Genomic DNA, 26789 nt, shown 5'->3' with positions numbered 1-26789 from the left:
GTCGGTCAGAAGCGCCCCAGCGCCGAGCGCAGGGCCCGCGCCGCGCTCGCCGGGCCGGACACCACCGGCACGCCCAGGGCGTAGGCGAGTCCCCGGGCCGCGGGAGCCAGCGAGAACTGGGCGAGGAAGACCGCGTCGACGCCGGCCAACCGACCGGCGCAGCCGCCGGCGAGCGCGGTGACCAGCCCGGCCGCGTCACCGGCCCCCGCGGCGGCCGCCGCGTCCGGCACCGCCACGCCGAGGACCTCCACCGCCGCGCCGGCCGCGCGCAGTGCCGCGCGCAGCCGGGCCGTCGAGTCGTCCCGCGCCCCCGCGAACGACGCCACCACCAGCACCCGCCCGAAGCGGCCCGCGCCCAGCTCGGCGAAGGCCGCCTGATCGGGCGCCAGGACCGGTACCCCGGCCGCCGCGCGCCCCGCCACCGGCCCGTAGAGCGAGCAGGTCAGCAGCACGGCAGCGGCGCCCCCGCGCACGGCATGGGCGATCAGCCGCTCCATGCGCGCCGCCAACTCCGCGTCCGGACCGCCCCGTTCGGTGGCGTCCGCCAGCAGCCGGTCGTCGAGCAGGTTCCAGGCCACGGCCTCGGGGAAGCCCTCGCGCAGCGCGTCCACCGCGGGCGCGATCGCCGCCGGTACGGCGCTGATCAGTGCGATCCGGGGGCCGTTCACTCCGCCACCGCCGACATCCAGCCCAGGCCCGGCACCGTCCCGGCGAGCGGCGCGTACTCGCAGCCGATCCAGCCGTCGTAGCCGGAGTCGCGGACCGCGCGGAACACCGCCCGCCAGCAGATCTCCCCGGTGCCGGGCTCGTGCCGGCACGGCGGGTCGGCGATCTGGAGGTGGAACACCCGGTCGGCGAGGCGCCGGTAGGTGCGGACCAGATCGCCCTCGGCGACCTGGAGGTGGTAGAAGTCCAGCAGCAGCCCGAGGTGGTCAGCGCCGACCGCCTCGACCACTGCGGCCGCCTGCGCCTGGGAGTTGAGGACGAACCCGGGGGCGTCCCGCCCGTTCTGCGCTTCGACGACCAGGCGGACCCCGGTGCCGGCCGCCCGCTCCGCCGCCCACGCGAGGTTGGTGACGTAACGCGCGAACGCCCGGTCGCGGCCGACGCCCTGCGGCACGATCCCGCCGACGACGTGCAACAGCCCGCAGCCGAGGGCGTCCGCGTAGGCGAGGCCGCGCTCGATGCCCGCGCGGAACTCCGCCTCCAGGCCCGGTATGCAGGCCAGGCCCGCGCGGGCGGGCGAACCGGGCGAGCCCTTCGGGGAGTTGAGCAACACCTGGGTCAGCCCCGCATCGGCCAGCCGTCGCCGCAGCCGGGCCGCCGGGTAGTCGTAGGGGGAGGAGTACTCGACGCCGGCGAACCCGGCGGCGGCCGCGGCCTCGAAGCGGGCCTCGAAGTCGACCTCGGTGAACAGCCACGTGAGGTTGGCGGCGAAGCGCGGGCCGGTCATGCCGCACCGCCCCGCCGCGGTGCGGTGGCGCGTGCGGCGAACGCGGGGTTGATGACGTGCTCCGGGACGGAGCCGTTCAGGACCGCCACGACCGAGCGCGCGGCCGCCAGGCCGGACCGGGCCCGCGCCTCCCTGGTGGCCGCCCCGATGTGCGCGGTCACCAGCACGTTGTCGAACCCGCGCAGGCGGTGGCCGTTCGGCAGCGGCTCGGTCTCGACGGTGTCCAGCGCGGCGCCGGCCAGGGCACCCGCGGCGAGCGCGTCGGCCAGCGCGTCCTCGTCGACGATGCCGCCGCGCGCGGTGTTGACGAGACGGGCGCCGGGCTTCATCCGGGCGAGGGCGGCGGCGTCGAGGAGGTGGCGCGTCGCGGGGCTCAGCGCGAGGTGCAGGGTGACGAAGTCGGCCGCGGCGAGCAACCGCTCCAGCGGCAGCAGCCGGATGCCGTGGGCGTCCGCGAACTCCCGGTCCGCCAGCGGGTCGTGGGCGACGACGACCATGCCGATGGCCCGGGCCATGGTGGCCACCCGGCGGCCGATGGCGCCGAGGCCGACGACGCCGAGCACCGCGCCGCCGAGCTCGCGCCCGCTGTGCTGTTCCCAGCGGCCCGCCCGGACGGCCGCGACGCTCTGCGGGATCGCCCGGGCGACGCTCAGCAGCAGCCCGAGGGTGTGCTCGGCCACGGACTGGCCGTTGACGCCGGGGGTGGGGCACACCGCGATGCCGCGGGCGGTCGCCGCGTCGACGTCGATGTTGTCGTATCCGGCGCCGGTCCGGGCGATCACCTTCAGCCGCGGGGCGCGGGCGAGGAACGGGGCGTCGAAGCGGGCGGTGCCGGCGATGACCGCGTCGCAGCGGGCGAGGGCCTCCCGGAGCGGGCCGTCGTCGGCGGTCCGATCGGGTAAGGGCCGGTAGGAGACCGAAAGGCCGGCGTCGACGAGGAGTTGGTGCACCTCGTCATCCGGGCCGAGCCAGCTCGTCGTCACCAGGACGTGCGCGTCCGTCACGTTGCTCTCCTCGTCCGCCTCGGATCCGCGTCGATTCGTATCGGTTGAGCAGCATCAGTCGAGCGAGGAGGAACATACTATAGAATTGCACCCCGTAGTCCAGGGGTCGGAGCGGACGGGTTTCGGTGGGCGGCGAGGTGGGCCCCCGCGGGCGCCGGGCGGTCGCCCCCCGGGGTCGCGGCGCCTCGGTCCTCCGGCGTTCCCGCGCGGGTAATCCACGGGCAAATTAGGTCAATTATCAATCGTTGCCCATTCAATAATAGGGGTGCCTTTGGGGTTCCTCCTCCTTTTGGCCCAGGGAATTCCGGGAAGCCCCGGGACCAAAGTCCCGTGAAGTGTCTTGATTGTGTCACCGCGGCCTTTCTTCGATCTGCTGTTACAAACCCGACGGATTGCCGTGATGTGGGCTGAATAACTTCCGAGACGTCGCCGCTCAACGGGGCGGATGACGACCGACTCGGACCTGCAAAGGAACTCCCGATGACTTCCTCCCAGCGCACGACCATGCGTCGCCGCAACCTCGTCCGTACTTCCGCGATAGCCGCCGTCGCGGGCTCGGCGCTGCTGTTCCCGGCCGCCGCCGCGTTCGCCGACAATCCGGCGTCCGAGAACTCGGCGACCCCGAATGCCGAGCAGGACAAGAAGCAGGACGACGCCCAGCAGCAGGACAAGGGCGGCCAGGAGAAGGACGGCCAGAAGGACAGCCAGGACAAGAGCGGCCAGGACAAGGGCAGCCAGGACAAGGGCAAGGACAAGAAGGCGGAGCGGAAGCTGATCCGCACCCAGAACCTGGCCGGCGGCTTCACCGCCAAGGTCTACCAGTTGGGCCAGAACCACTACCAGGCCGACATGTACGCCAAGGCCCCCGACACCGGAAAGCTGGTCAAGTACGACACGTTGGAGACCAAGGGCGGTAAGCCCGCCTACGGTCAGCACAACGGCGCCCACTTCGTGCTCCAGCCCGACGGTTCGATGAACTCCTGGATCGAGGGCGGAAAGAAGCAGGACCACAAGAAGTCCGACCACGACAAGTCCGGCCACAAGGACGCCAAGGGCAAGAACGGCAACGACGCGAAGAGCAACCAGGGCAAAGTCATCCCCAAGGGTGGCGTCAAGGCCGGTGCCGAAGGCGTCGAGCCCGCCGACCACACCATGCTCGCCGCCGGTGGCGGTGCCGCCGCGGCCGCCGCGGGCCTCGGCTTCACCGTGCTGTACCGCCGCCGGGTCGCCGGCCGGTCCGGCGCCAACGGCTGAACCGCCCCGATAACGCACGGGAGTTGAGGTGGCCCGCTCCTCCCTCACCGGAGCGGGCTACCGCCCTCCCGCCCACTCCCCGCACCGCTCGTCCCGCCTGCACCTGGAGTCGTCGTGAACCCCACCCCCATCCCCCGCCTCGGCCGCATCGCGACCTGTGCCGCGCTCGCCCTCGCCGTCGCCGGCGGGCTGACGGCCTGCGGCAGCGGCGGCGCTCCCGGTCCCGACGTCAACGTCAAGAACGCCGCGACCACACCGGCCAAGGAGACCGCCCCGCCCATGGCACCCTCCAAGCCCAAGCGGTTGGAGATCCCCTCCGCGGGCGTGAACGCCGGACCGTTCGTACCGCTGGAGGTCGGCGACGACGGGGAGTTGGGCGTGCCGCCGGTGAACAAGGCCGAGCAGCCCGGCTGGTGGACCAAGAGCCCCACCCCGGGCGAGAAGGGCGCCTCGGTCATCGTCGCCCACTACGACACCAAGAACGGCCCGGCCCTGATGCGCAACGTCAAGAACATCAAGGTCGGCGACGAGATCAAGGTGCAGCGCGAGGACGGCTCCACCGCCACCTTCACGATCCGCGAACGCCAGCAGGTCAAGAAGGACGCCTTCCCCACCCAGAAGGTCTACGGCGACACCGACCGCGCCGAGCTGCGCCTGCTCACCTGCGGCGGCGAGATCGTGGGCGGCCACCGCTCCGCCAACATCATCTTCTACGCCGACCTCGTGAAGTGAGCCGCAGTGCACCACGCGCCCGAACATGCCCGGTAGTGAAGTGACCCGTACGCACCCGATCGTCCGCGCCCTGGCCCTGACCGCGACCGTCGCGGCTCTGGCCGCCTGCGCCGCCTGGCTGCTCACCGGCTGCGGCACCCCCGGCGAGGCGCGTAGCGCCGGTCCCGCCCCGACCGCCTCCGCCCCGGTGCGGCTGTGGCCGGGCCAGAAGGCCGCCACCACCCCGCCGGTCGAACCGGGCCCGCAGGCCGGCGAGCGCGTCCCCGGCATCCCCGCCCACCCCGACGGGAACATCCACGCGCTCTCCGCCCTCGACATCGTCAAGGCGGAGATCACGGCGCGGCCGCACACCTACAGCGGCGCCGACGGGATGGACGACGACACCGCCCGCAAGATCCTGGCCTGCACCGAGCCCGGTCCCCACTGCCCGCTGCGCGCACCGCAGTACCACGACCTGACCGGCAACGGCCGGGACGACCTGGTCGTGGGCTTCGACATGGCGGAGGGCTCGGTCGGCCTGCGCGCCTACACCCTCGACGCCGAGGGGCGCCTGATCCGCATCCTCGCCACCTCCGACGTCCCGTTCTCGGTGGAGGTCGCCGGCCGCGAGCTGATCGTGCGCAGCCCGGCCCAACTCGCCGGCTACGAAACCCGCTACGTGTGGGCCTGGGACGCGGCCCTGCACAGCATGCGACTGGCCCGACAGGAGATCCGCAAGATCCACCCCACCCCTGCGGACCGCAACTCATGATCCGCATCCTGCTGCGCCGCGCCAACCGCCTGCTGCGGCTGGTGCGCCCCGGCCTGCCCGGCTGGACGGCCAGCCTCTACGGCAGGTTCGCGCTCTTCATCACCGTCATGTGCTGCGGACTGGCCCTGGTCCTCGGCCTGTTGGTGCACACCTCGGTCACCCGGCAGACCGTCCACCAGGCCCAGAAGGAGGCCCTCGCCGGCCTCGCCCGCGCCACCGACGCCTATGTCGCGGGCGAGTCGATCGGCAAGGACGCCCGCGTCGACCCCGCCGAACTGCCTGAATCCCTGCGTCGGATCGTCCTCAGCGGCCGCCGCGGCACCCAACTCGGCACCTACCGCGGCATGCCCACCATGTGGGCGGCCGGCCCCGCCGACGCCCGGGTGCTCGCCTACGCGCTCGACTACAGCGCCCAGGAACGCAACAGCACCGCCCTGACCCGCTCCATCATGGGCTCCTCCGCCCTGGCCATCGCCCTGACCCTGCTCATCGGCTTCTTCGCGGTCTCCCGGATCACCCGCCGGCTGCACTCCACCGCCCGCGTCGCCCGCCGGATCAGCGCCGGCGACCTCGACGCCCGCGTCGACGACCAGCGCGCCGGGTGCCCCGCCCGCTCCCACGACGAGGTCACCGTCGTCTCCAACGCCCTGGACACCATGGCCGCCGCCCTCCAGAGCCGCCTCCAGGTCGAACAGCGCTTCACCGCGGACGTCGCCCACGAACTGCGGACCCCGCTGACCGGACTGCACGCCGCCGCCGAACTGCTGCCGCCGTCCCGCCCCACCCAACTCGTCCAGGACCGCGTCCGGGCACTGTGCCGCCTGACCGAGGACCTGTTGGAGATCTCCCGCCTGGACGCCGACGCCGAACGGGCCGATCTGGACGCCTGCGACCTCGGCCCGATCGCCCAACGGGCCGTCCTGGCCTCGGGGTTGGCGATCGAGGTCACCGTCCTGGGCGAGGCGCTCGTCAGGACCGACCGCCGCCGCCTGGAACGCGTCCTGTGCAATCTGATCGCCAACGCCCACAAGCACGGCACCGCCCCGGTCGTCCTCACCGTCGACGGCCCGACCGTGACCGTGCGCGACCACGGTGGCGGCTATCCCGCCTACCTCCTGGAACACGGCCCCCAACGCTTCCGCACCCACACCACCCGCGCCGGCCGCAGCGGGCACGGCCTGGGCCTGACCATCGCCCTCGGCCAGGCACGCACCCTCAGCGCCACGCTGACCTTCGCCAACGCCCCGGACGGCGGCGCCCTCGCCACCCTCGACCTCCCCACCGCCTGAACCAGCCGTCAACGCACCGCAGTTGGAGCCCCGACCGTTCGCGCGGCTCACCCCCGACCGCGAAGGCCCCCGGGCACGGCCGCTGCCTGACGCACCGGCCACGGGCTCATACACCTGAGGGTTCTCGGCCCCGCCCCGGGCACCGACGCGCGTTCCGGTGGGGTGCCCGGGGCAGGGGTGGCCGGTCTCGGGCCGTACTGCGGGCGGGAGTCGCTCTGCGCTCAGGAAGCGGACTTGCCGCAGGCGCAGGCGCTCACCCGCTCGGGCTGCGCCGGCGGGCTGATCGGCGCCAGATGGTGGACCCGGGCCGGCGGCAGGTTTCCCAACACCGTCTCCGTACGGAAGGTGTGCCGGCGCAGGATGCGGCGCAGTGCGCCGAGGCCGGCGAGGGTGCGCTCGCGGTCGTCCCCGTCGGCGAGCGTCCGGCGCAGGGTTTCGCCGCCCACGTAGCCGAAGAAGGACAGCGTGCCGCCGGGCCGCAGGGACCCGAGGAGCCGGGCGAAGATGTCCTCCGTCGTCCGCGCGTCGAAGTTGGCGAACGGCAGGCCGCACACGATGGTGTCGTAGGAGCCGAGGTCGTGCTCCTGGAGCAGGCCCGTCCGGATGCGCAGCCGCGGGTCGTCGGCATAGGTGTGCCGCAACAGGGTGGCGAAGCGCGGGTTGGCCTCGATCAGGTCCAGGGTGTCCTGGCCGCCGAGCGAGCCGGTGATGTACCGCGTCACCGCCCCGGTACCGGGCCCCACCTCAAGGACCGCGCGGGAGCGGCCCGGGTTGGGGATCATGTACCGGGTGAGGGCCCTGCAGAGCCGGGAGCTGCTGGGGGCGATGGCCCCCACGTCCCGACGGCTCTTCGCGTATTCCCGCAGGAACAGCGTTACTTCAGTCACGCCGCCAGCCATCCGTCTCTCTAGTTGCTTGCGAAATCGTCGAGGTGTGAGTGATGACACCTGCTTAGACGCCGTGCCGGGCGACAGGGTGCCCTTGAACTGGTAAAGCAACTGGCGAATGACCGGGGAGACGTGGTGAAGGTGGTGTGTCGGTGCCTCCATTCCGTGGTCACGCGGTCCGATGTGGGCCGGAAGATCGCCTGATGGGCGCAAGGCCGGATTTCGCCGCGTCGTCGATGCTGGGACAGGCTTCGGAGGATCTCTGCCAAGGTGTGCGGATTTACGCCGACTTGGCACGCTCTGCGGCGCCCGCGATGCGGGGCGACATGACGCGTTGCGACGCGACGTGACGTGATGCGACGTGATGCGCGAACGAACGCGCCGTGCCCGGCACCGTTGTCGGTGCCGGGCACGGCGCGGGCACGTGCGACAGGTTCAGGCGGTCGGCAGCCACTCCGCGCGTTGGGAGCCGCGGGGCACCAGGATCTGCCGGTAGGCACCGGGGGTGTCCGACATCCTCACCTGGTCGGTGATGCCCTGGTAGTGGCCGAGCGGGGTCTCGGCGGTGAAGACCTCGGGGTCGGGGTAGGCGTGGCGGTCACCGGTGCCGGCCACCTGCTGGGCGTAGGACTTGTCGAAGATGCCCATCGACAGGATCCACAGGGCGACGCGGGAGAGCGAGACGTGCACCCGGTAGCTGCCGCCGTCGACGGCGCGGCGCCGCAGCGCCTCGGTGATGCCGGCGGTCAGGAACCACGAGACGAGGTAGTCGTTGACGACCGTGATGGGCGGCAGGGCGGGCTCGTCGCCGTCGCCTTCCAGGTGCAGCAGACCGGTGAGCGCACCGGCGGTCTGGTCGAAGCCGAGGTAGTCACGCCACGGTCCGGTCTGGCCGTTGAGCGAGACGGTGGCGTGGATCAGTCCGGGGCGCCGGGCGATCGCCTCTTCCTCGGACAGGCCGATGGAGTCGAGGAACCCGGGGCGGCGGTTGGCGTAGAACACGTCGGCGCCGGCCTGGAGTTGGTGGATGCGGGCCAGTCCCTCCGACGTGTAGGGGCTGATCGTCGCGGAGCGGACGCCGACGCTGGTCGTCAGGTAGGTGACGTCGTGCTCCAACTCGTAGGGTCGCCAGAGGTTGAGCACATCGGCGCCGTGCAGGGCCATCGCGCGGCCGGCGCCGGCGCCGGCGATGATGTGGCCCATGCCCAGCGCGCGCACCCCGTCCAGCGGGGCACTCGCGCCCGCGGGCAGCGGCTCGGGGGCGCTGTCACCGACCCGGGTGATCTCCACCAAGGGCATGTCGGCCAGTACCTCGGTGTATTGACGTTCCGTCAGAAGTTCGCTGGGGGTGCGGACCATCGGCATGACGCAGCCGGCCTCCGCGCCGGCCTGCTCCAGCTCGCGGGCGTTCCACTTGCCGATCGCGGCCGCGACGTGCTCGGGGACCTCGCCAACGCCGAGCAGCCGCTGTGCGGCGACCTTGATGTTGGGGTAGATGTTGAAGGGCATCATCCAACGGCCGTCGGCGGTCCGGTAGAAGTTGTTGGCGAGCGCCATGTTGATGACGGAGGGGTGGCCGCCGGTGTAGCCGTTGAGGAGTTCCCACTTCTGCTCGTAGAACGGGCAGAGGCGGTGCGGGCCCACCCGCAGGTCCATGTGGATGTCCTGGCCGCGGCCGGTGCGGTCCTTCCAAAGGGCCGCGAGCGCCGCGGACTTGGCGACCAGGGCGATGCCGGAGGCCGCGCCCAGGCGCAGCGTGCTGGGCACCACCGGGTCCGCGCCCTCGAAGGTGATCGCGCCGCCGGTGTCCTGCGGAGCCAGCCCGATGCCGGCGAGCACCTCGGCCGTTTCCGCCTGGACGTCGAACGCGTCGTCGGTGGCCGGGTTGGCGATCGCGCGGTTGATCTTTTCGGTGAGGGACATGGCCTCTTCGTTTCTCGCGTGGGTGCGGATGACGGGGATCAAGAGCGGTCGGTGGAGCCGGAGTTGGCGTCCGGCGTCTCGCCCAGGGCGCGCATCAGGGCGATCTGGGCGCGGTCGCGAACGGCGGCGAGCCGCGCGACGGTCTCGTCGCCGAAGGCTTCGCGCGCCTGGCCGACGAGGGTGGCGACGGTGGCGTCGTCGAAGCTGGGGTTGCCCAGCGCGGGCCACATGTCGGCCGCCATGGCGCGGCCGAGGTGTTCGATGAAGTGCGGCAGTCCCTCGGGCCCGCCGCCGAGGTGGAAGGTGCGGAACGGCCCGCCGACGGCCCACCGCAGCCCGATCGAGGCGGTGACGATGTCGTCGAGCTCCTGCTCGGTCACCACGCCCTGGGCGACGAGGGAGACGGCCTCGCGGAAGAGCGCGGACTGGAGGCGGTTGGCGACGAAGCCGGGGATCTCCTTGCGCAGCACCTGCGGCCGCTTGCCCAGCGCGGCGTAGAACGCCCGGGCCTGTTCGACGACGGCCGGGGAGGTCTGCCGGCCGGGCACCACCTCCACCAGCGGTACCAGGTGCGGCGGGTTGAACGGATGGCCCACCACCAGCCGTTCGGGATGGAGCAGCGCCGCGGCGATCGCGGTGGCCGGGATGCTGGAGGTCGAGGTGGCGAGCAGCGCGTGCGCGGGGGCGGACCGCTCGATGGTCCCCCAGATCTGCTGCTTGAGCTCCAGCCGCTCGGGGCCGTTCTCCTGCACGATGTCCACGTCCGCGACGGCGGTCGCCAGGTCGGCCTCGAAGCCGAGGCCGTCGGCGAGGCGGTCGGTGGGCAGGCCGAGGGCGGCGAGGGCGGGGGTGATCTCGTCCAGGCCGGCGCGGACGAGGTCCTCGATGTCGGGGCGGGGGTCGTTGATGACGACATCGATGCCGCGGGCGAGGAAGAGGCCGGCCCAGGAGATGCCGATCACGCCGCCGCCGATGATCGCGGCACGTCGGTAGGAGTCCAGCGCGGCAGTTCCGTCCCGGCCGGGAGTGGCGGCCGGGGCGGGCGCAGGGGTGGAGTTCATGGTTGCGCAGCTTTCTCGAATGTCGTGAACTTCTCGAAGCGGATGTGCCTGGCGCGGTGGCGCACCGGGCGTGCGGCAGGCGGACGGGGTGGCTACCGACTGGCCCGCGGGCGTCCTCAGGCGGCGAGGTAGTCGTAGACCGGCTCGACGGGGTTGAGGCTCAGGTCGGTGACGAGGTGACTGGCGCGGACGACTTCGAGCACCGGCAGGTCCGCGAGCGGGGCGAGCGCGTGGGCGAAGAGTTCCAGGCGGGCCGGGCCGGTGAAGGCGCTCTTGACGGTGACGTCGCTGATCCGGGTGCGGACCAACTCGCAGATGCGGGGCGTGCCGTCGTAGTGGGGCACGGTCTTGAGCATGAAGGTGGGGGCGCAGACTTCGGCGCGGGCCGCGTCCAGGTCCACGGCGTGGTGCCGGTAGCCCATGGTGGCGGTGGCCACCCGCAGGGTTCCGTAGTCGAGCGTGCCGACGAGGGTGTCGGAGTCGACGTAGAGGCGGGGCGAACCGGACTTCTTCGGGTACGCGCTGAACTCGCGCCCGCTGGAGATCGCCGGGACGCTGTCCACGTACATCGCCAGGTTGAACTCGCCCGCCTCACCGTCGTGTTCGACGGCGATGAGCTGGCCCGCCTCGGTGTAGTCGCCCAGCCCGGTGGTGTCGGGCATCCGCATGACCTCGAAGCGGACCACCGGCTCGGCGACGGTCAGCGGCTCGGGAACAAGGCGGCGCAGCGCCTCGGGGTCGGTGCGGTAGTAGATGTTGAGGTACTCGCGGTGGGTGAAGCGGTACCGGGTGGGCGGGTAGGCGGGGGAGTCCAGCGGGGTGGTGACCAGCCGCGCGACGTCTTCCTTCTGCATCTTGGCCTCCAGGGAGAGCGGCGTGCCGCCGGACCGCCCGAGTCCGTGGCTCAGGGCGCCCGAGGGGTCGCGCCGGCCTCTCCCGCATTCGGTTGTCGAGAGGGAGGGCGCCAGGCTCGCTCGCGAAGCGCCCGAGATCCAGTGGACGCCTGGAGACGCATGTCTGTCCAATATATGGACACGTCATGATCGATATTATTTAAAGTATGTACGGCTCAATGTGCCTGTTCAGAAGGGGAGTTGACACCTCCCGTAGTCGGGTCGTCACGGGGATTGGGTCGCGCGGGCTTCGCGCTGCCGGGCGGTTGCACGGCTACTTGGCCAGGTAGCCGCCGTCGACCACGTGGTCGCTGCCCGTCAGGTACGAGGCGTCGTCGGACACCAGGAACGCCACCAGCGCCGCGACCTCGGCGGGCTCGGCGGCGCGCCCCAGGGGGACGGTGGACAGCAGCCCGTCGGTGGCGCCGGGCGGCAGCGTCGCCACCATCGGCGTGTCGACGACGCCCGGCGATACGGACAGGACCCGGATGCCCCGCTCGGCGTACTCGCGGGCCGCGGTGCGGGTCAGTGCGAGTACCCCCTGCTTGGCGGCGGCGTAGGCGGCGTGGTGGCGGAAGCCCGAACGGGCCGCGATGGAGGCGAGGTTGACGATGACGCCGCCGGTGTCGGCCATCGCGGGGAGTTGGCTGCGCATCGCGTGGAAGACGCCGTAGAGATTCACCTTCAGCACGGTGTCGAAGTCGGCGGGCGGGAGTTCGGCCAGCGGGCTGAGCGGGCCGTTGACGCCCGCGCAGTTGACCGCGATCCGCAGGCCGCCGCGCAGGTCGGCGGCCTCCGCCACGACCCGGGCGACGCCAGCCATCCGCCTCCTCAACGACCTGCGCGGACACCACCGCGAACGGGACGAGGGGAAGGTCGACGCACTCACCCTCGGCCTGTCCGAACAGGAGGCGCACGACAGGGCGCAGGCGGCGATCGGCGACTGCCGGCGGGCCCTGGCTCCGCTCACCGCCGCCGGGTATGGTTCCGCGGTGGCGGTGGCGGTGGAGCGGGTGGTCCTCTGGCACGCCCGCATGTACCACCGGTTCGACCCCGTACGCCCCGACCGGTCGGCCCCCGCCCCCCTCCCGGGTGGACCAACCGCCACCACAACCACCGCGACAGACACCGCCCCAAGCACCACCACAGGCACCCGATCCACCCCGCTCATCCGTCGGTCGAAGGAGGCCCCGCCCGTGGGTACCGAGCAGGAAGTCCTGGACGCCATCGCATCCGGAGGGGAGTGCGACGACGCGGAACTGGCCGCACTCTTCGACCGGCTCGAACCGGTCGACACCGCCCTCCTGATCGGCACTTGGCGGGGCGGCGGCTTCGAGCGGAGCAGCGAGAGCGCCAGGCTGCTGACGCGGATGAGGTGGTACGGCAAGCGGTTCGTGGACGCCGACCATGTGGAGCCCCTGCTGTGCCGGGACGAGCAGGGGGCGGTGTTCTCGTTCGAGGAGATGGGCCTGGCGACACTGCGCGAGGTGGTCTTCCGCGGCAAGTCGTCCACGGCGATGGTCTACGACCAACTGCCCGTCGTCGACCACTTCCGCCGGCTCACCGACGATGTCCTCCTGTGCGTGATGGACAAGAAGGGCGAACCCGCGGACTTCTTCTTCCACCTGACCCGCGTCCAGGCACCGACCCCCTGACCGCCGCGCGCCGGCGGGTGACCGGCCCACGACGCGGCGCCCGTACGCCCCCAATGGGGCTGCCCGGACGGAAGTCGTTCCGTCCGGGCAGCCCGGTGAGGGGGGAAGGTTCAGCTCGCCGATCGCGAGTCGATCACTGGGTCAGTGCGCTCATGACGCCACATCAACTTCCTTGCCCCGTACGCTAGTCGGTCACCTCGATCTTTCCGTTTCCCTTGACGGACGCCGCAGCGGATACGGGTCCCGCGGCGACGGCGGTGTCCGAGGCGGCGTGGCCGTTGACGCCCCCGGTCACCCGCTTCAGCATGCCCGCCAGGTCGACGCCCGAGACCGAGTTGAGCAGTTCCACGCCCTGGGCGACGTTGTTGGCGACCGCACGGGGCAACTGGCCGGCGCCGTCGGTGGAGATGACCGTCATCTTGTCCACCGCGCCCAGTGGTTCGGATGCCTTGGCGACGACCTGCGGGAGGACCTCCATCAGCATCTGGAGCACGGCCGCGTCGCCGTACTGGGCGAAGGAGTCGGCCTTCTTCTGCATGGCCTCGGCCTCGGCGGCGCCCTTCGCGGCGAGGGCCGCCGCCTCCGACTCGCCCTCCAGACGCACCGCTTCGGCGAGCGCGGCGCGGCGCAGCTTCTCGCCCTCACCGGTCAGGCGGGCCCGTTCGGCGGTCGCCTCGGCCTCCTTGACCTCGGCGATCCGGCGGGCCTCGGCCTCCTGCTCGGCCTGGTAACGGGCGGCGTCCGCGGGCTTGCGGACCTTGGTGTCCAACTCCCGGTCGGTGAGCGCGGCCTGGCGCTCGGCGACCTTCTCCTGCTCGGTCAGCACCTCCTGTTGGCGCGCGGCATCGGCGAGCGGGCCGGCCGCGTTCGCCTTGGCGGCCGCCGCCTCGGTCTCGACGCGGATCTCGGCCTGCTTGAGGTAGAGCGTGCGCTCCGCGATCGCGATCTCCTCGGTGGCCTTGAGCCGCGCCTGCTCCGACACCCGCTTGGCGTTGGCCTCGGCGATGTCGGCCTCCTGGCGGGCCCGTGCGGCCTCCGGCCGGCCCAGGTCCTCCAGGTAGGAACCCTCGGTGGTGATGTCCTGGATCTGGAACGCGTCCAGGATGAGGCCCTGCCCGGAGAGGCTGGCCTCCGCCTCCTCGGCGACCTGCCCGGCGAACGCGGCCCGGTCGCGGATGATGTCCTCGACGGCCATCCGGCCGACGATCGCCCGCAGCGCGCCCGACAGCACCTCCTGCGTGAACCCGACGATGCCGTCCTGCTGTTGGAGGAAGCGTTGGGCCGCGGCCCGGATGGCGTCCTCGCTGCCGCCGACCTTGACGATCGCGACGCCGTCGAGGTTGGCCTTCACCCCGCGCAGGGTGACCGCGCCGCGCACCGCCACCGGCAGGTGCCGGCTGGACAGGTCCAACGAGAACCGCTGCTGCACGAACGGGACGACGAAGACGCCGCCGCCGACCACGACCTTCTGGCCGCTGTTGTCGACGCTGACCTGACCGGTCTCCGGATCGGTGGACTTCTTGCCCCGGCGGCCGGTGATGATGAACGCCTCATTCGGTCCGGCGACCTTGTAGCGCGTGATCACCGCGAGGGCGAGCAGCACGACGAGGACGACGGCACCTATGACGGCGATAACAACTGAACTCATGAAAAATCCCCCCTGCCTCCCTGGGGGTAGGCAGATCAAGATGGTGGTTGTGCGGGATCGGTCCCGCGGCGCGGAGCGCGCCGGGGGACCGGGCGAGCGGGGGCGGGTGCCGACCCGCATCGGCGTCCGGGTCCGGGCCGCCCCCGCTCAGCGTTCGACGGGGCGGACCGCGACCGCGGTGGACGACAGCGACGCCTCCACCCAGATCTCGGCACCCCGGGCCACCGGGACCGCGCTCCGGGCCGACAGCTTCACGGGATGCCCCGCGAGTTGCAGCAGCACCTCGCCGTACCCGTCCGTGGGGATCGGGGTGATCACCGAGCCCGCGGTGCCGACCAGGTCCTCGCGGCGCGGTGCCGGGTCGGTCCGGTCGTCCATCAGGGTCCGGCTGAACCGCCAGGTGGCCGCCCCGGCCGCGGTGCCGGCCGCCAGCCCGACGCCGACGGCGGCCGCGGTGCCGAGTCCGGCGCCGCCGTGCACGATCGCGCCGGCGAACCCGAACATCGACAGGAACCCGGCGATGACCGGCAGCGACAGCAGTCCGTCGAAGGGCCCCGCCAGCACGCCGCCGAACAGGCCCTCCAGTACGCCGTCGAAGATCAGTGACAGCGCGAGCACGACGATCCCGCCGATGCCGAGACCAAGAAACCAGGCCATGTGTCAGCCCTCCCGCACTCGCTCATTCCGCCTGAACGAGGATGATCGTGACACGAGGCCCGGCCGGCGCACATTGCCGCATCCCGGCAATCTTTACGCGTCCTTGATGTGCAGCACCGCGCGCCGGTGCTTGCGCCGCGGGCTTTTTACCCGGCCTCCCTGACATACCCCTTGACTGTGTGCAAATCGGGAGGAAACTGGTCTGTAACCAGATAAGCGGAGAGCCGCACCGCCGACGAAGACGTTCGTGGGCAGGAGACCCTTAAAGTGGCTCTGGCTAGGCCCCCGGAAGCCCCGCGAACCGGAGCCTCAGCGACGACTGAGGTAGATGGTGGCGATGTGGACTCCCGGGGACTGTGTTGTTCGAGATGGTTGTTGTTGGGGATCGATTGATGAGGCGGCCCGGGAGTTCTTCCCGGGCCTGAAGTGTGTCTGAGGGCGTGACGGTGGGGCGCGGGGCGCCCGGTGGGCTATCGGCCGTTGTCGCAGCGTTCGCGGGACTTGACCACGGTGAGCGTCACCTTCTGGTGCCGCAACGGGGCGCCGGCCTTGGGGTGTTGGGCGCACACCTTCCAGTTGCCGGGCCACAGCACGTGGCGCCCGGCGCCCCTGCCGTCCTGGAGTTGCACGTCCTTGTTGTTGTGGAGCGCCTGGTAGGCGAGGGAGAGGGACTTGCCGTTGACGTTGGGCATGGTGCCGTCGGCGGCGCGTGCCGGGGCGGTCGCGGCGAGGGTGGCGAGGGCGGTCAGGGCGAGGGCCGCGGCGGTGCGCGGTGCTCGGCGTGCGCGCGGGGCGTGGGGGGTGAGCTTGTTGGTCATGCCTGGAGAACGCGCGGTGCGGGTGGGAGTCACGACGGGATGGTCGGGGGCCCCGTCGGGGGCGTGTGGGGCCTGGACTAGGGTCGTTATCCGCTCGTGACCACGTGACTACAGCTGTGTAGACATCTTCAGACGGTCTGACTAAGGTATGCCTTCGCTAACTGAGGTAAGGCATACCGGTGCGGTGATGCGGCCGGAGAGGACGACTATGTGGGACGACGCGTTTCCGAGTTTCTTGATCGGCTTGAGAGAAGGTCTGGAAGCCGGACTGATCGTTTCGATCCTCGTCGCCACGCTCGTCCGGGCCGGGGCCAAGTCCCGTCTCCCGCAGGTGTGGACCGGCGTGCTGGCCGCCATCGCGATGTCGTTGAGCTTCGGTGCGGTCCTCACGTTCACCGCCGCCTCGCTCTCGGCCACCGCGCAGGAGGCGTTCGGCGGCACGCTGAGCGTCATCGCGGTCGCGTTCGTCACCGCGATGGTGTTCTGGATGCGGCGCTCCGCGCGCAGCCTCTCCGGTGAGATCAAGGAGAAGGTCACCGGGGCGCTCGCGATGGGCGCGGGCATGTTGATCGTCACCTCCTTCCTGGCCGTGGGCCGCGAGGGGTTGGAGACCGCGCTGTTCCTGTGGACCACGGCGCGGGCGGCCGGCGAATCCGTCGGGCCGATGATCGGCGCCGGGATCGGCCTGGTCATCGCGGCGGGGCTCTGCTGGGGCCTCTACCGCCGGGTGCTCAAGATCAACCTCACCAAGTTCTTCACCGCGACCGGGGCCGTGCTGATCGTCATAGCCGCCGGCGTCCTGGGGTACGGCCTGCGGGACCTCCAGGAGGGCGGGGTGCTGCCCGGCAAGACCGCGTTCGCCTTCGACCTCAGCCAGAGCATCGACCCGAGCGCCTGGTACACCACGTTGGTGCAGGGCGTCTTCAACCTGATGCCGGCCATGACGTGGTTGCAGGTCGTCGGGTACGCGGCGTACCTCGCCGTCGTGATGACGCTGTTCGTCCGCGGGGTGCGGACGGCCGCGAAGCCGGCGCCGGCGCCGCGTGCGACCGAGGCGAAGGCGGCAGCGGCACAGCCGGTCGAGGCGGAGTCGGCCGAAGTGGGGCCGGCTGAGGGGGAGTCGGCCGAGGAGCAGGCCGCGTCCACGCCCGAGTCCACCCCTGAGTCGCAACCCGAACCCGAGCCGCAAAAGGAAGCCGCGCCGGCTGCCGCCGCGCCGGTCGCCGCCGCGACCGGCCGGAAGCGCCCCGCCTGGGTGTTGCCCGTCGCCGTGGTCGCCGTGCCCGCCGTCGTCGCGGGCGGGATCGTCGCCTTCGGCAAGTCCAAGCCGGCCGGGGCGCCGACCATCGCGGTGTCCGAGAAGGAGTGCGGCAAGGGCTTCACCGCGCCCAAGACGGGCCGGCAGACCTTCCAGATGCAGAACACCGGCGACAAGACCTCCGAGGTGTACCTCGTCGACCCGACGAGCAACGCGGTCTACGGCGAGATCGAGGGCCTGGCCCCCGGCACCACCCGCGACCTGGTCGCCACCGTCGCCGGCGGCTCGTACGCCTGGCGCTGCGTCCCCACCGGCGGCAAGGCCGTCACCTCGGCCGCCGTCCGGGTCAGCGGCGGGGGCGGTGCCAAGGCCGTCGTGCCGGTCTCCGAGGAGGACCTGGCCGGGCCGCTGCGCGCGTACAAGAAGTACGTCGACGCGGGGTTGGCCACGCTGACCGACCAGACCCAGCGGCTCAGCGACGACCTCGCCGGCGGCGACCTGGACGCGGCCCGCGCCGACTGGCTCACCGCGCACCGGACCTACTCCTCGCTCGGCGCCGCCTACGGCACGTTCCAGGACTTCGACAAGAAGATCAACGGGCGGGCCGACGGGCTCCCGGGCGGCGTGCACGACAAGGAATTCAGCGGTTTCCACCGGATCGAGTACGGGCTCTGGCACGGGGCGCCCGCCGACGAGCTGACCGGGCCGGCGGAGCAACTGCACGGCGAGGTGATGGGGTTGCGGAAGGCGTTCCCCACCCAGGACTTCGCCCCCGGTGACCTGCCGCTGCGCACCCACGAGATCCTGGAGAACACCCTCCAGTTCGAGCTGACCGGCGACACCGACGAGGGCAGCGGCAGCAACCTCGCCACCGCCGACGCCAACCTCACCGGCACCCGTGAACTCCTCGACGTGCTGCGCCCGCTGATCGCCAAGCGCGACCCGCAGTTGCTGACCACCATCGACGACGACATCGCCCGGCTCCAGAAGATGCTCGACGCGGCGCACCACGGCGATGCCTGGACGCCGGTCGAGAAGCTGGACGCCGCCACCCGCCAGCGGTTGAACGGGGTCACCGGGCAACTGCTGGAACACCTGGCGCCGGTGCCGGACCTCCTGGAGATCCGCAAGTCCGCCTGACCGCCCCGGGATCGGGGCGCCCGGACCGCGCACGCGAGCACCGCCGCCGACCACCGGGCCCCCGCCCGTATCACTCCCCACCACCCAGCCACCCCGCAACCGACGCACCACCCCGCGCACGCTCCGAAGGGATCCACGAGATGTCCGCCGAAACGCCCGGCCCGCAGGGCCGCTGTCCCGCCGACCGGCGCTCGTTCGTGAAGACCGCGCTGGGCGCCGGCGCGGCCGGTGCGGTGCTGGCCGGCGGCGGCTTCGCCCTGGCCCAGGGCCAGACCGGTACCGCGCGCGCCGCCGACACCGCCGACGCCGGCAAGGTGTCGTTCCACGGCGTCCACCAGGCGGGCATCCTCACCCCGCAGCCCGCCGCCGCGGCGTTCGTCTCGCTCAACGTCATCGCGGAGAACCGCAAGGAACTCACCGACCTGCTGCGGACGATCACCGAGCGGTCCCGCTTCCTGACCGCCGGCGGCGCGCCGCAGGACCTCGGCGTCGGCGCCCCGCCGTCCGACAACGGGATCCTCGGCCCGGTCGTCCCGGCCGACGCGCTGACCGTCACGCTCGGGGTGGGCGCCTCGCTCTTCGACGGCCGCTACGGCCTCGCCAAGGCCAAGCCGCGCGGGCTGGCCCCGATGCGGACCTTCCCCAACGACAACCTCCAGGCCGCCGAGTGCCACGGTGACCTGTCGTTGCAGATCTGCGCGGAGCGCCAGGACACCGTGCTGCACGCGCTGCGCGACATCGCCCGGCACACCCGCGGCGGCATGCAGATCAAGTGGCGCATCGACGGCTTCCAGAACGCGCCCCGACCCAGCGGCACCCAGCGCAACCTGCTCGGCTTCAAGGACGGGATAGCCAACCCCGACGTGAAGTCGGGGCGGGAGATGGACCACTTGGTGTGGGTCCGCGACGGCCAGGGCGAGCCGGCCTGGGCGACCGGCGGCAGCTACCAGGTCATCCGGATCATCCGGATGCTGGTGGAGTTCTGGGACCGGGTCTCGCTGGCCGAGCAGGAGAAGATGTTCGGCCGCCGCAAGGACACCGGCGCCCCGCTGGACGGTGCAGGCGAGTTCGACGTGCCCGCCTACCACAAGGACCCGCACGGCACCGCGATCCCGTTGGACTCGCACATCCGGCTCGCCAACCCGCGCACCGCCAAGACCGACGACTCCCGCATCCTGCGCCGCGGTTACAACTACGACCGGGGCGTGGACAACGTCGGCAACCTGGACATGGGGTTGGCCTTCTGCTGCTACCAGCAGGACGTCCGCCGCCAGTTCGAGGCCACCCAGGAGCGGCTGATCGACGAGCCGTTGGTGGACTACATCTCGCCGACCGGCGGCGGCTACTTCTACGCCCTGCCGGGCGTGCGGGACGGCTCGGACTGGCTCGGCCGGAGCCTGCTGGCCGCCGTCTGATACGACTTCAGGAGCCGCGGAGGGGCGCGGCGGCCGCTGGCTCAGATCCGTAGGGTCAGCGGCGGGTGCGTCCCGTTCAAGTAGTGGTCGCCGATGGCCCGGAGGCTGTGCGCGGGCGAGCGCTGGGCGGTCAGCACGCGGGCGTTGCGCCAGAACCGGTCGAACCCCGGGTCGCCGGCGGAAGAGTCGGCGGTGCCCGTCAACTCCAGGATGCGGGTGGTGATCTGGAGCGCGGACTGGTTGGTCACCGCCTCGGCGGCGGCGACCAGCACCGCGATGTCGGCGCGCTCGTTGGAGCCCAGCTCCCGGCCCATCAGCAGGCCCCTGGCCAACGCCTCGGTGGCCGGTTCCGCGACGGCCGCTGCGGTGTGCGCGGCGGCGACCAGTTCTCCGTAGGCGAGCAGCAAGTAGGGGTCGCCGCCCGGCCGTTCGGCGTACGGGGCCGGGTCGGGGTCGGCGGTCGGCCAGCCGCCGGGCGCGGCGCGGCTGAGGTCGCGGGCCTCGGCGAGCGCGCCCTCGGCGATGCCCAGCGCGACGTGCACCAGGGCCAGCCGCAGCGCGAGCGGGGCCAGGGTGGCGTAGGGGGTGAGGTGTTGCTCGTCGTGGGAGGCGGTGCCGAGGAGTTGCTCGGGCAGCACCGGTACCCCGTCGAAGGCGACGCTGCCGGCGCCGGCGAGGCGCTGGCCCAGGCGGTCGTGGGCCGGGTCGGTGGTGACGCCGGGGTGGGCCGGGTCGACCAGTGCGGTCAGCCAGTCGCCGGTCTCGGTACAGGTGGCGCCGACGACCAGGCGGTCCGCGACGGTGACGCCGGCGGCGAACGACCGGCGGCCGTGCAGGAGATAGCCGTTCCCGTTCGGGGTGAGGGTCAGGGTGAGGTCGGGGGCGGCGCCCGAGGACGCGGGCTCGGCGTCGGCCGGTGAGTTGCCGGTGTCGCCGGCCAGCAGCCACTGCTCCGCCGCCACCCGGCGCTCGAACCCGTCGGCCTGGTCCGGGCCGCCGAAGAACCGGGTGTTCCAGGTCAACGCGTAGTGGCGGGCGAGGAGTTCCCCGATGGAGCTGTCGGCCGCCGCGATCTCGCGGATGACGGCGCAGGCGGTGCGCCAGTCGCTGCCGCCGCGGAGCGGGCTGGGCGGGGTCAGCAGGGCCGGCAGGCCGGCCTCGCGCAGCCGGGCGAGTTCGTCGGCGGGCGGCTTGCCGGACCGGTCGCGGGCCAGCGCGTCGACGGCGAGGTCGTCGGCGACCTCGCGGGTGACGCGGGGCCAGATCTCCTCCTCCGCGGGGCGGGACTGCGGGGCGGCAGGACGTGTTGCGGACCTTTTCGGCATGCGCCGTTCACCGTCCTCGTCGGCTGGAACCGGGCTGTGGGGGTGGCCCCCGGTCGGGCTTCCCTAGTTTTCCCACTGGATTGGTAGGGAATAGCTGCATGATGCGGCCTGAACTTCTGGACGGGCAAGGGGTGTTCGAGGGGTGGACGGATCGTGGTCGCATTCCGGACACGGGGTCGGTCGCCCGACGGTCCGTCGCGGGCCGTCCGCAGGTCAGCCGGGTTCGCCCTAGGGGTTCATCCAGGAGGCCGGGTCGCGGGCCAATGCCGAGACCTGATGGGGGAGTTCAGCCGACGCCACGTCGGCCAGCGAGACGCCGTCGAGGATCTGACGGACGTTGGCCCGCAGCGCGATCCACAGCGGAAGCAGGGACTCCGCGGGGCCGCTGTACGACAACTCCGGCGGGCGCACGCCCCGTACGGACACCAGCGGACCGTCCACGACCCGGATCACATCGGCGATGCTGATCTCGTCGGCGGCCTTGGCGAGGCGGTAACCGCCGTTCCCGCCGCGCTGGCTGAGGACCAGCCCGCCGCGCCGCATGTCGCCCAGGATGCCCTCCAGGAACTTGTGGGGAATGTCCTGGGCGTCGGCGATCGCCTCCGCCTTGAGCGGGCCCCCGTCCGGGGCGTGCGCGAGTTGCAGTGCGGCGCGCACCGCATAGTCCGCTCTGGCTGAAATCCGCATGGTGGCATTATCCCCGAGCGGTCGGGCCCGGCCGTCGCCCCGCCCCCTGACGAGGAGCGCAACCCCGGTATTCCCGGCGCGCGCCGGCCGGTTCACCCCCGGCAGGGTGCCGGCGCACGACCCTTGACGCGGCCCGGCGGGGCCTTGAGACTCAAGGGCGGGAACCACGGCGAACAGGGTGGGAGTCGATGGGGCACACAGAGCGGGACGGCGACCGCGCGGCACGCGCGGACCGGCCGCGTCCCCTCCTCACCTCCCGCCGGCACATCGATCTGCTGCGCGTCTGCAGCGCCGCATAGTCCGCCGCCGGGCGCCGGCAGCCGTTTTCCGCTGACCCCGCGCCCCACTTGGGCCCCGCCCCGTGCCACCGTGCCGGCGCCCGTCCGCGTCCGCGCGCGACCGCCGACGGGTGCCCACCCGTACGACCCGCTACCGGACCTCGCACCCAGGGACTCGTATGACCACCTCCGCCTCCACCGCCACCGGGACGTCCGCCTTCCGAGGACGGATCGGCCCCGACCCGCGCAGCGGCCACTACCCGGTCCCGCACCGCTACCGCCTGCACCTCTCCCCGTCCTGTCCGCACTGTCTGGGCATCGCCCTCACCCACGCCCTGCTCGACCTCGACGACGTGCTCCCGCTGAACCTGCTGCCCGCCGTCCCCGACGCCCCGGAGTGCGGCTACACCGCGCTGCGCCCGCTCTACGAGGCCAGCGCGCACCAGTACCAGGGCCCCGCCACCGTCCCGGTGCTCAGCGACGACTGGACCGGACGGATCGTCAGCACCCATGCCCCGGACATCCTCCGCGACCTGGCCGAGCGGTTCGGCGGCCACGGACCCGCCCTCTACCCCGACCACGCGCGGGACGCGATCGACGCACTGGTCCGACGCTGCGAGCGGGACCTCAACCAGGCCGCCCAGCACGCCGGTTCGCTCGGCAGCGACCACCCCGGCTACGAGGCCGCCCTGACCACCCTGCTCGACGCGCTCGCCGCACTGGAGCGCCGCCTGACCGACCGCCGCTACCTCCTCGGTGACCGACTCACCGTCGCCGACGTGCAGTTGTGGGTCACCCTGGTGCAGCTCGACACCGTCCACCGCTGGCACCTGGACGCCGCGGCCGTGCACCGCATAGCCGACCACCGCGGCCTGTGGTCCTACGCCCGCCGGCTCGCCGCCCTCCCGGCCTTCGCCCGCCACCTCGACCTGGACGCCATCGCCCGCCGCCACCACGCCCGTTGCCGGGGCCAGGAGGCCGCGGGGGCGGCCGTGCAGATCGTCGACTGGACCACCGCACACGCCCCCGCGCCCCGGGTCACCCCGGCCCCGCGCTGACCGCCCGCCTCATGTCGCCACCCGTAGGGGCAGCGACTTCAACCCGTGGATGAAGTTCGACACCAGCCGCTGTGGCGGTCCGGCGACCGCCACAGCGGGCAACAGCGCGCAGGTCTCCTCGTACAGCACGCGTAGTTGGAGGCGGGCGAGGTGCGCGCCCAGGCAGACGTGTGGGCCGTCCCCGAAGGACACATGGGGGTTCGGGGTGCGGGCGAGGTCCAGTCGGCCCGGGGCGGCGAAGGCCCGCTCGTCGTGGTTGGCCGCGCCGTGGAAGACCACGACCTTGTCGCCGGCGCGGATCCGGGTGCCGGCCAGTTCGGTGTCCTCGGCGGCGGTCCGGCGGAAGCTCAGCACCGGCGTGTGCCAGCGCAGCAGCTCCTCCACCGCCGTGCCCACCGCCACCGCGCCGGTGCGCAAGCCTGCGTAGGCGTCCGGGTGGCGCGCCAGCGCCAGCAGCCCGCCGGGGGCGGCGCTGCGGACCGTGTCGTTGCCCGCGATGGTCAGCAGGAAGAAGAACATCTCCAGTTCGGGCACGGTCAGTTCGGGGTCGGCGGCGAGCGCGGTCAGCACGTCGTCGGCAGGGTGCCGCCGCTTGTGCGCGGCCAGTTCGCGGGCGAACGCGAACATGTCCTGGAGCAGCGCGGGGGAGCGGGGGTTGGCGGGCCGGCCGTCCGCGCCGGCCACCGCCGGGCCGGCCTCGTCCGGGTCCTGGTAGCCGATCACCCGTCGGGTCCAGTCCAGCATCAGCCCCCGCTCGCCCGGCGGCACGCCCAGCAGGTCGGCGAGGTTGAGCAGCGCGTAGTCGTCGGTGACGGCGGTGACGAGGTCGCACACCCCGTCGCCCCCGGTGCGCGCGCCCTCGACCGCGGCGCCCAACAGGGCGCGGGCCCGCTCCCGTACGACTCCCGCGAAGCGGTCCACCCGGCGCGGGGTGAAGGCCCGACTGACCAGGCGGCGCAGCCGGTTGTGGTCGTTGGGGTCTCCCCCGCTCGAACGGGGTCGAGAGCTTGGGGACGGGTCCTGGTTGAGCATCATCCGCCGGATGAACGGCAGGTCGTCCGGGTCGGGGTCGCGGATCTGGGTGGCGCCCAGGTGGGACGAGAAGGTCCGGGCGTCCTTGAGGACCCGGACCACGTCCCGGTGCCGGGTCACCGCCCAGAAGCCGGGACCGGCCGGCCAGCCCAGCACCTCGGGCTCGTTCTGCCAGGCCACCGGGTGGTGGTCGCGCAGGAGCCGGTAGGCGTCGAGCGGCAGCCCCTCGGCGTAGCGGCGCGGATCGAAGACGTCGGGAATCGCCGGTGCGTCGGGCGCGTTGGCCGTGGTGGGGTCGGGGTGCGGCGCGCTCGCGCCGTTCCCGTTGGTCATGCGGCCGCCGGGGGATGCCACGCGCCCTCCACTGGTTTGCGGGCCGGGCGCTCCCGGCGGGGACGGGACCACCCTCGCCGCCACCACCCCGCCCGCGCAAGGGCACCGCGCCCCCCCCGGGGGGCGGTCGTCACGGCCGGTCGGGCGCGCCGTCGGCGTCGTGGGTCCGGGCCGCGGCGGGGCCGAGGAGCCCCGCCTCATGGGCCAGGAGCGCCGCCTGGACGCGGTTGTCCAGGCCCAGGCGGGTCAGAATGCGGTTGACCCGGCTCTTGACGGTCGGCTGGGACAGCCCGAGGTCCTCGGCGATCTGGAGGTTGGACCGGCCGCGGGCCACCAGGAGCAGCACCTCCAACTCGCGGGCGGTGAGGGCGTCCAGGCGCCGGCCGGCGGCGGTGGACGGGGCCGGGGCGCCCGGCAGCAGGCCCGCGGGGAGCGCGGTGAAGGCGCCGATCAGCCGCTGGGTGACGCTCGGCGCGAGCATCGCCTCCCCGTCGGCCACCACCCGTAGGGCGTGGGCGAGTTGGTCCGGCGGGCTGTTCTTCAGCAGGAAGCCGCAGGCGCCGGCGCGCAGCGCCGCGTGCACGTACGCGTCCAGGTCGAAGGTGGTCAGGACCAGCACGCGGGGCGGCGGCCCGGGGTGCGGCCAGTCGGCGAGCAGCCGGCGGGTGGCCTCGATGCCGTTGGTGCCGGGCATCCGGACGTCCATCACGACGACGTCCGGGCGGAGTTCGCGGGCCCGGGCGACCGCCTCCGCACCGTCGGCGGCGGCGCCCACGACCTCGAAGTCCGGGCGGCGGTCGATCACCGCCCGCAGGGCGTCGCGGACCATCTCCTGGTCGTCGGCGAGGAGCACCCGGATGGTCATGCGAGGGCCTCCAGGGGGAGCGTGGCGGAGAGCCGCCAACCGCCGTGCGGGCGCGGGCCGGTGTGCACCGTACCGCCGAACGCCGCCACGCGCTCGCGGACGCCGAGCAGGCCCCGGCCCGATCCGGGCGGCGGCTGGTGCCCGGTGGCCGCCGGCCCGTTCTCGACGGCTATGGTCAGCGCCGTCGCGCCGCGGCGCAGCGCGACCCGCACGTCCGTGGCGCCGGCGTGCTTGAGGACGTTGGTGAGGGCCTCCTGGACGATGCGGTAGGCCGACACCTGGAGCGCGGGCGGCAGCGCGCCGAGGGCGTCGTCCAGCTCCGCGGTCATCCGGCAGCCGGCCGCCTCCACCGCCGCGAACAGCGCCCGGACGTGGCCGAGGGACGGCTCGGGCGCGGGGCCGACAGCGCCGTCCCGGTCCTCGCCGGCGGTCAACAGGCCCAGGATCCGGCGCATTTCGACCAGCGCGGTGTCGGCGGTCTCCGCGATCCGCGCCACGCCCCGCCGGCCGTCCGCCACGTCGTCCTGGAGCACCTCGTCGGTGGCGCGCGCCTGGACGGCGATGGCGCTGACGTGGTGGGCGACCACGTCGTGCAGATCGCGGGCGATCCGGGCGCGTTCGGTGACCACGGCCTGACGGGCGTTGCGCTCCCGCGCGGCGCGCAGGTCCTCGTTGGCCTCCCGCAGGCGGGAGTTGGCCTCCTTCAGGCGCCCGTTGGCCTCGCCGAGCCGGAGGTTGAGGTCGCGCAGCCGGTCCGCCTGGAGCGCGATCCGCCGCCGCCCGTAGCCCAGGAGCCAGGCGACGCCGTAGAAGACCACGAAGGTGGTGGCGGTGACCGGCTCCAGCGAGCCGAGCTGCGGCGGGTCGGTCCGGCCGGTGAGCAGATCCGTCCCCACGGCCGTGAGCAGCGACAGCGCCGTCCACAGGAGCCCGGAGCGGGCCGGCGTGCGGCGAGCCACCGTGTACCCGGCGAAGATCAGCAGATACGGGCCGGGGATCTTGCCCGGCACCGGATCGACGACCTCGAAGACCACGAACGCGGCGGTCATCGCGCACAGCACCGTCCGCGGCCACCGGCGGCGCCAGATCAGCGGCAGGGTCTGCAGCCCCCAGAGCAGCACCCCGACCGGGCTCGGAGCCGGGTGCCGGGCGAGCAGGGTCAGCATGTCGAACGCGGTCAGCCCGCCGCCGAGCGCGAGATCGCCGAGCCAGGGCCGCCGGTCGGTGAGTTGGCGGTGGGCGCCCCGGAGGGCGGCCGTGAGGTGCGTGTCCATAACGGGTCGCAAGGCTAACCAGCCGTCCCCGGGGCGGGGATCGTCCGCGGGGAGGGAAACGGGCCGCCCAGCGACGCAACCAAAGGTGCGCGTCCCGGC

General features: G+C 72.8%; 25 protein-coding genes. 9 read left to right on the top strand and 16 right to left on the bottom strand.

Annotated features, from left to right (window positions below; all coding sequences use genetic code 11):
* Positions 1-5: 5 nt before the first annotated feature.
* Genes PV796_RS05010 through PV796_RS05000 form a run of 3 tightly spaced genes read right to left on the bottom strand, consistent with a single transcriptional unit; the run spans position 6 to position 2457 of the window.
* Positions 6-668, bottom strand: coding sequence for a hypothetical protein (locus tag PV796_RS05010; RefSeq protein WP_274911688.1), 663 nt, complete (start codon positions 666-668; stop codon positions 6-8).
* Positions 665-1453 carry a hydroxypyruvate isomerase family protein gene (locus PV796_RS05005; RefSeq protein ID WP_274911687.1) on the bottom strand — a complete coding sequence of 263 codons (789 nt, stop codon included), beginning with the start codon at positions 1451-1453 and terminating at the stop codon, positions 665-667. Before PV796_RS05005 ends, PV796_RS05010 begins: the two co-directional genes overlap by 4 nt.
* On the bottom strand, positions 1450-2457 hold the full coding sequence (locus tag PV796_RS05000; RefSeq protein WP_274911686.1) for a phosphoglycerate dehydrogenase: 1008 nt from the start codon (positions 2455-2457) through the stop codon (positions 1450-1452). The genes PV796_RS05005 and PV796_RS05000 overlap by 4 nt, the downstream gene beginning before the upstream one ends.
* 480 nt (positions 2458-2937) lie before the next feature.
* Here PV796_RS05000 and PV796_RS04995 point away from each other — a divergent pair, with 480 nt between their 5' ends.
* The 4 genes from PV796_RS04995 (at position 2938) to PV796_RS04980 (ending at position 6483) form a co-directional block, all read left to right on the top strand.
* Entirely contained in the window at positions 2938-3711 is a 774-nt protein-coding gene (locus PV796_RS04995; protein ID WP_274911685.1) for a hypothetical protein, read from the top strand.
* Positions 3712-3825: 114 nt separating this feature from the next.
* Entirely contained in the window at positions 3826-4443 is a 618-nt protein-coding gene (locus PV796_RS04990) for a class F sortase (protein WP_274911684.1), read from the top strand.
* A 25-nt stretch (positions 4444-4468) separates the two neighbouring features.
* Complete coding sequence (locus PV796_RS04985; protein WP_274911683.1) at positions 4469-5194, top strand: hypothetical protein; 726 nt, start codon at positions 4469-4471, stop codon at positions 5192-5194.
* A complete protein-coding gene (locus tag PV796_RS04980; protein WP_274911682.1) occupies positions 5191-6483 on the top strand; it encodes a sensor histidine kinase in 1293 nt (430 codons plus the stop codon). Before PV796_RS04985 ends, PV796_RS04980 begins: the two co-directional genes overlap by 4 nt.
* Positions 6484-6704: 221 nt before the next feature.
* Here the strand turns inward: PV796_RS04980 and PV796_RS04975 are convergent, their stop codons facing one another.
* The 5 genes from PV796_RS04975 to PV796_RS04955 form a co-directional block, all read right to left on the bottom strand.
* Positions 6705-7370 (bottom strand): class I SAM-dependent methyltransferase, encoded by a 666-nt coding sequence (locus tag PV796_RS04975; protein ID WP_274911681.1) that lies wholly within the window; start codon positions 7368-7370, stop codon positions 6705-6707.
* A gap of 435 nt (positions 7371-7805) precedes the next feature.
* Positions 7806-9293, bottom strand: a complete 1488-nt coding sequence (locus tag PV796_RS04970; protein ID WP_274911680.1) for a CoA transferase — start codon at positions 9291-9293, stop codon at positions 7806-7808.
* A gap of 38 nt (positions 9294-9331) precedes the next feature.
* On the bottom strand, positions 9332-10354 hold the full coding sequence (locus PV796_RS04965) for a 3-hydroxyacyl-CoA dehydrogenase NAD-binding domain-containing protein (protein ID WP_274911679.1): 1023 nt from the start codon (positions 10352-10354) through the stop codon (positions 9332-9334).
* Between the two features lie 116 nt (positions 10355-10470).
* Positions 10471-11208, bottom strand: a complete 738-nt coding sequence (locus PV796_RS04960) for an acetoacetate decarboxylase (RefSeq protein ID WP_274911678.1) — start codon at positions 11206-11208, stop codon at positions 10471-10473.
* A 313-nt stretch (positions 11209-11521) separates the two neighbouring features.
* Entirely contained in the window at positions 11522-12070 is a 549-nt protein-coding gene (locus PV796_RS04955; protein ID WP_274911677.1) for an SDR family NAD(P)-dependent oxidoreductase, read from the bottom strand.
* Positions 12071-12443: 373 nt separating this feature from the next.
* Between PV796_RS04955 and PV796_RS04950 the strand changes: the two genes are divergently transcribed.
* Positions 12444-12902, top strand: coding sequence for a DUF4334 domain-containing protein (locus PV796_RS04950; protein WP_274911676.1), 459 nt, complete (start codon positions 12444-12446; stop codon positions 12900-12902).
* Between the two features lie 184 nt (positions 12903-13086).
* Here PV796_RS04950 and PV796_RS04945 read toward each other — a convergent pair whose 3' ends face one another.
* From PV796_RS04945 to PV796_RS04935, 3 genes are all read right to left on the bottom strand, one after another.
* Positions 13087-14550 (bottom strand): flotillin family protein, encoded by a 1464-nt coding sequence (locus PV796_RS04945; RefSeq protein WP_274911675.1) that lies wholly within the window; start codon positions 14548-14550, stop codon positions 13087-13089.
* 147 nt (positions 14551-14697) lie between these two features.
* Positions 14698-15207, bottom strand: a complete 510-nt coding sequence (locus tag PV796_RS04940) for a hypothetical protein (RefSeq protein WP_274911674.1) — start codon at positions 15205-15207, stop codon at positions 14698-14700.
* A gap of 470 nt (positions 15208-15677) precedes the next feature.
* Entirely contained in the window at positions 15678-16058 is a 381-nt protein-coding gene (locus tag PV796_RS04935) for a PASTA domain-containing protein (protein WP_274911673.1), read from the bottom strand.
* Between the two features lie 175 nt (positions 16059-16233).
* On the opposite strand from PV796_RS04935, the gene efeU reads away from it, so the two are divergent.
* Positions 16234-18423 carry an iron uptake transporter permease EfeU gene (gene efeU, locus PV796_RS04930; RefSeq protein ID WP_274911672.1) on the top strand — a complete coding sequence of 730 codons (2190 nt, stop codon included), beginning with the start codon at positions 16234-16236 and terminating at the stop codon, positions 18421-18423.
* A 140-nt stretch (positions 18424-18563) separates the two neighbouring features.
* Positions 18564-19838 (top strand): iron uptake transporter deferrochelatase/peroxidase subunit, encoded by a 1275-nt coding sequence (efeB, locus tag PV796_RS04925; protein ID WP_274911671.1) that lies wholly within the window; start codon positions 18564-18566, stop codon positions 19836-19838.
* Between the two features lie 41 nt (positions 19839-19879).
* On the opposite strand, the gene PV796_RS04920 is transcribed toward efeB, so the two are convergent.
* Positions 19880-21163 carry an acyl-CoA dehydrogenase gene (locus PV796_RS04920; RefSeq protein ID WP_274911670.1) on the bottom strand — a complete coding sequence of 428 codons (1284 nt, stop codon included), beginning with the start codon at positions 21161-21163 and terminating at the stop codon, positions 19880-19882.
* A gap of 228 nt (positions 21164-21391) precedes the next feature.
* Entirely contained in the window at positions 21392-21850 is a 459-nt protein-coding gene (locus PV796_RS04915; protein ID WP_274911669.1) for an RrF2 family transcriptional regulator, read from the bottom strand.
* A 188-nt stretch (positions 21851-22038) separates the two neighbouring features.
* Between PV796_RS04915 and PV796_RS41980 the strand changes: the two genes are divergently transcribed.
* Positions 22039-22149: a putative leader peptide gene (locus PV796_RS41980; protein WP_342456883.1), complete on the top strand. Its 111-nt coding sequence runs from the start codon at positions 22039-22041 to the stop codon at positions 22147-22149.
* 158 nt (positions 22150-22307) lie between these two features.
* Positions 22308-23186 (top strand): glutathione S-transferase C-terminal domain-containing protein, encoded by an 879-nt coding sequence (locus PV796_RS04910; RefSeq protein ID WP_274911668.1) that lies wholly within the window; start codon positions 22308-22310, stop codon positions 23184-23186.
* Positions 23187-23195: 9 nt separating this feature from the next.
* Here PV796_RS04910 and PV796_RS04905 read toward each other — a convergent pair whose 3' ends face one another.
* From PV796_RS04905 to PV796_RS04895, 3 genes are all read right to left on the bottom strand, one after another.
* Positions 23196-24551 carry a cytochrome P450 gene (locus PV796_RS04905; protein WP_274918865.1) on the bottom strand — a complete coding sequence of 452 codons (1356 nt, stop codon included), beginning with the start codon at positions 24549-24551 and terminating at the stop codon, positions 23196-23198.
* A gap of 130 nt (positions 24552-24681) precedes the next feature.
* Positions 24682-25416 (bottom strand): response regulator transcription factor, encoded by a 735-nt coding sequence (locus PV796_RS04900; protein WP_274911667.1) that lies wholly within the window; start codon positions 25414-25416, stop codon positions 24682-24684.
* On the bottom strand, positions 25413-26690 hold the full coding sequence (locus tag PV796_RS04895; protein WP_274911666.1) for a sensor histidine kinase: 1278 nt from the start codon (positions 26688-26690) through the stop codon (positions 25413-25415). Before PV796_RS04895 ends, PV796_RS04900 begins: the two co-directional genes overlap by 4 nt.
* Positions 26691-26789: the final 99 nt, after the last annotated feature.

This window comes from Streptomyces sp. WZ-12, from assembly GCF_028898845.1.
Classification (GTDB): Bacteria; Actinomycetota; Actinomycetes; order Streptomycetales; family Streptomycetaceae; genus Streptomyces.
Note: the sequence above shows the minus strand (reverse complement) of the source record. Positions and strands in the feature narration are given on the sequence as shown.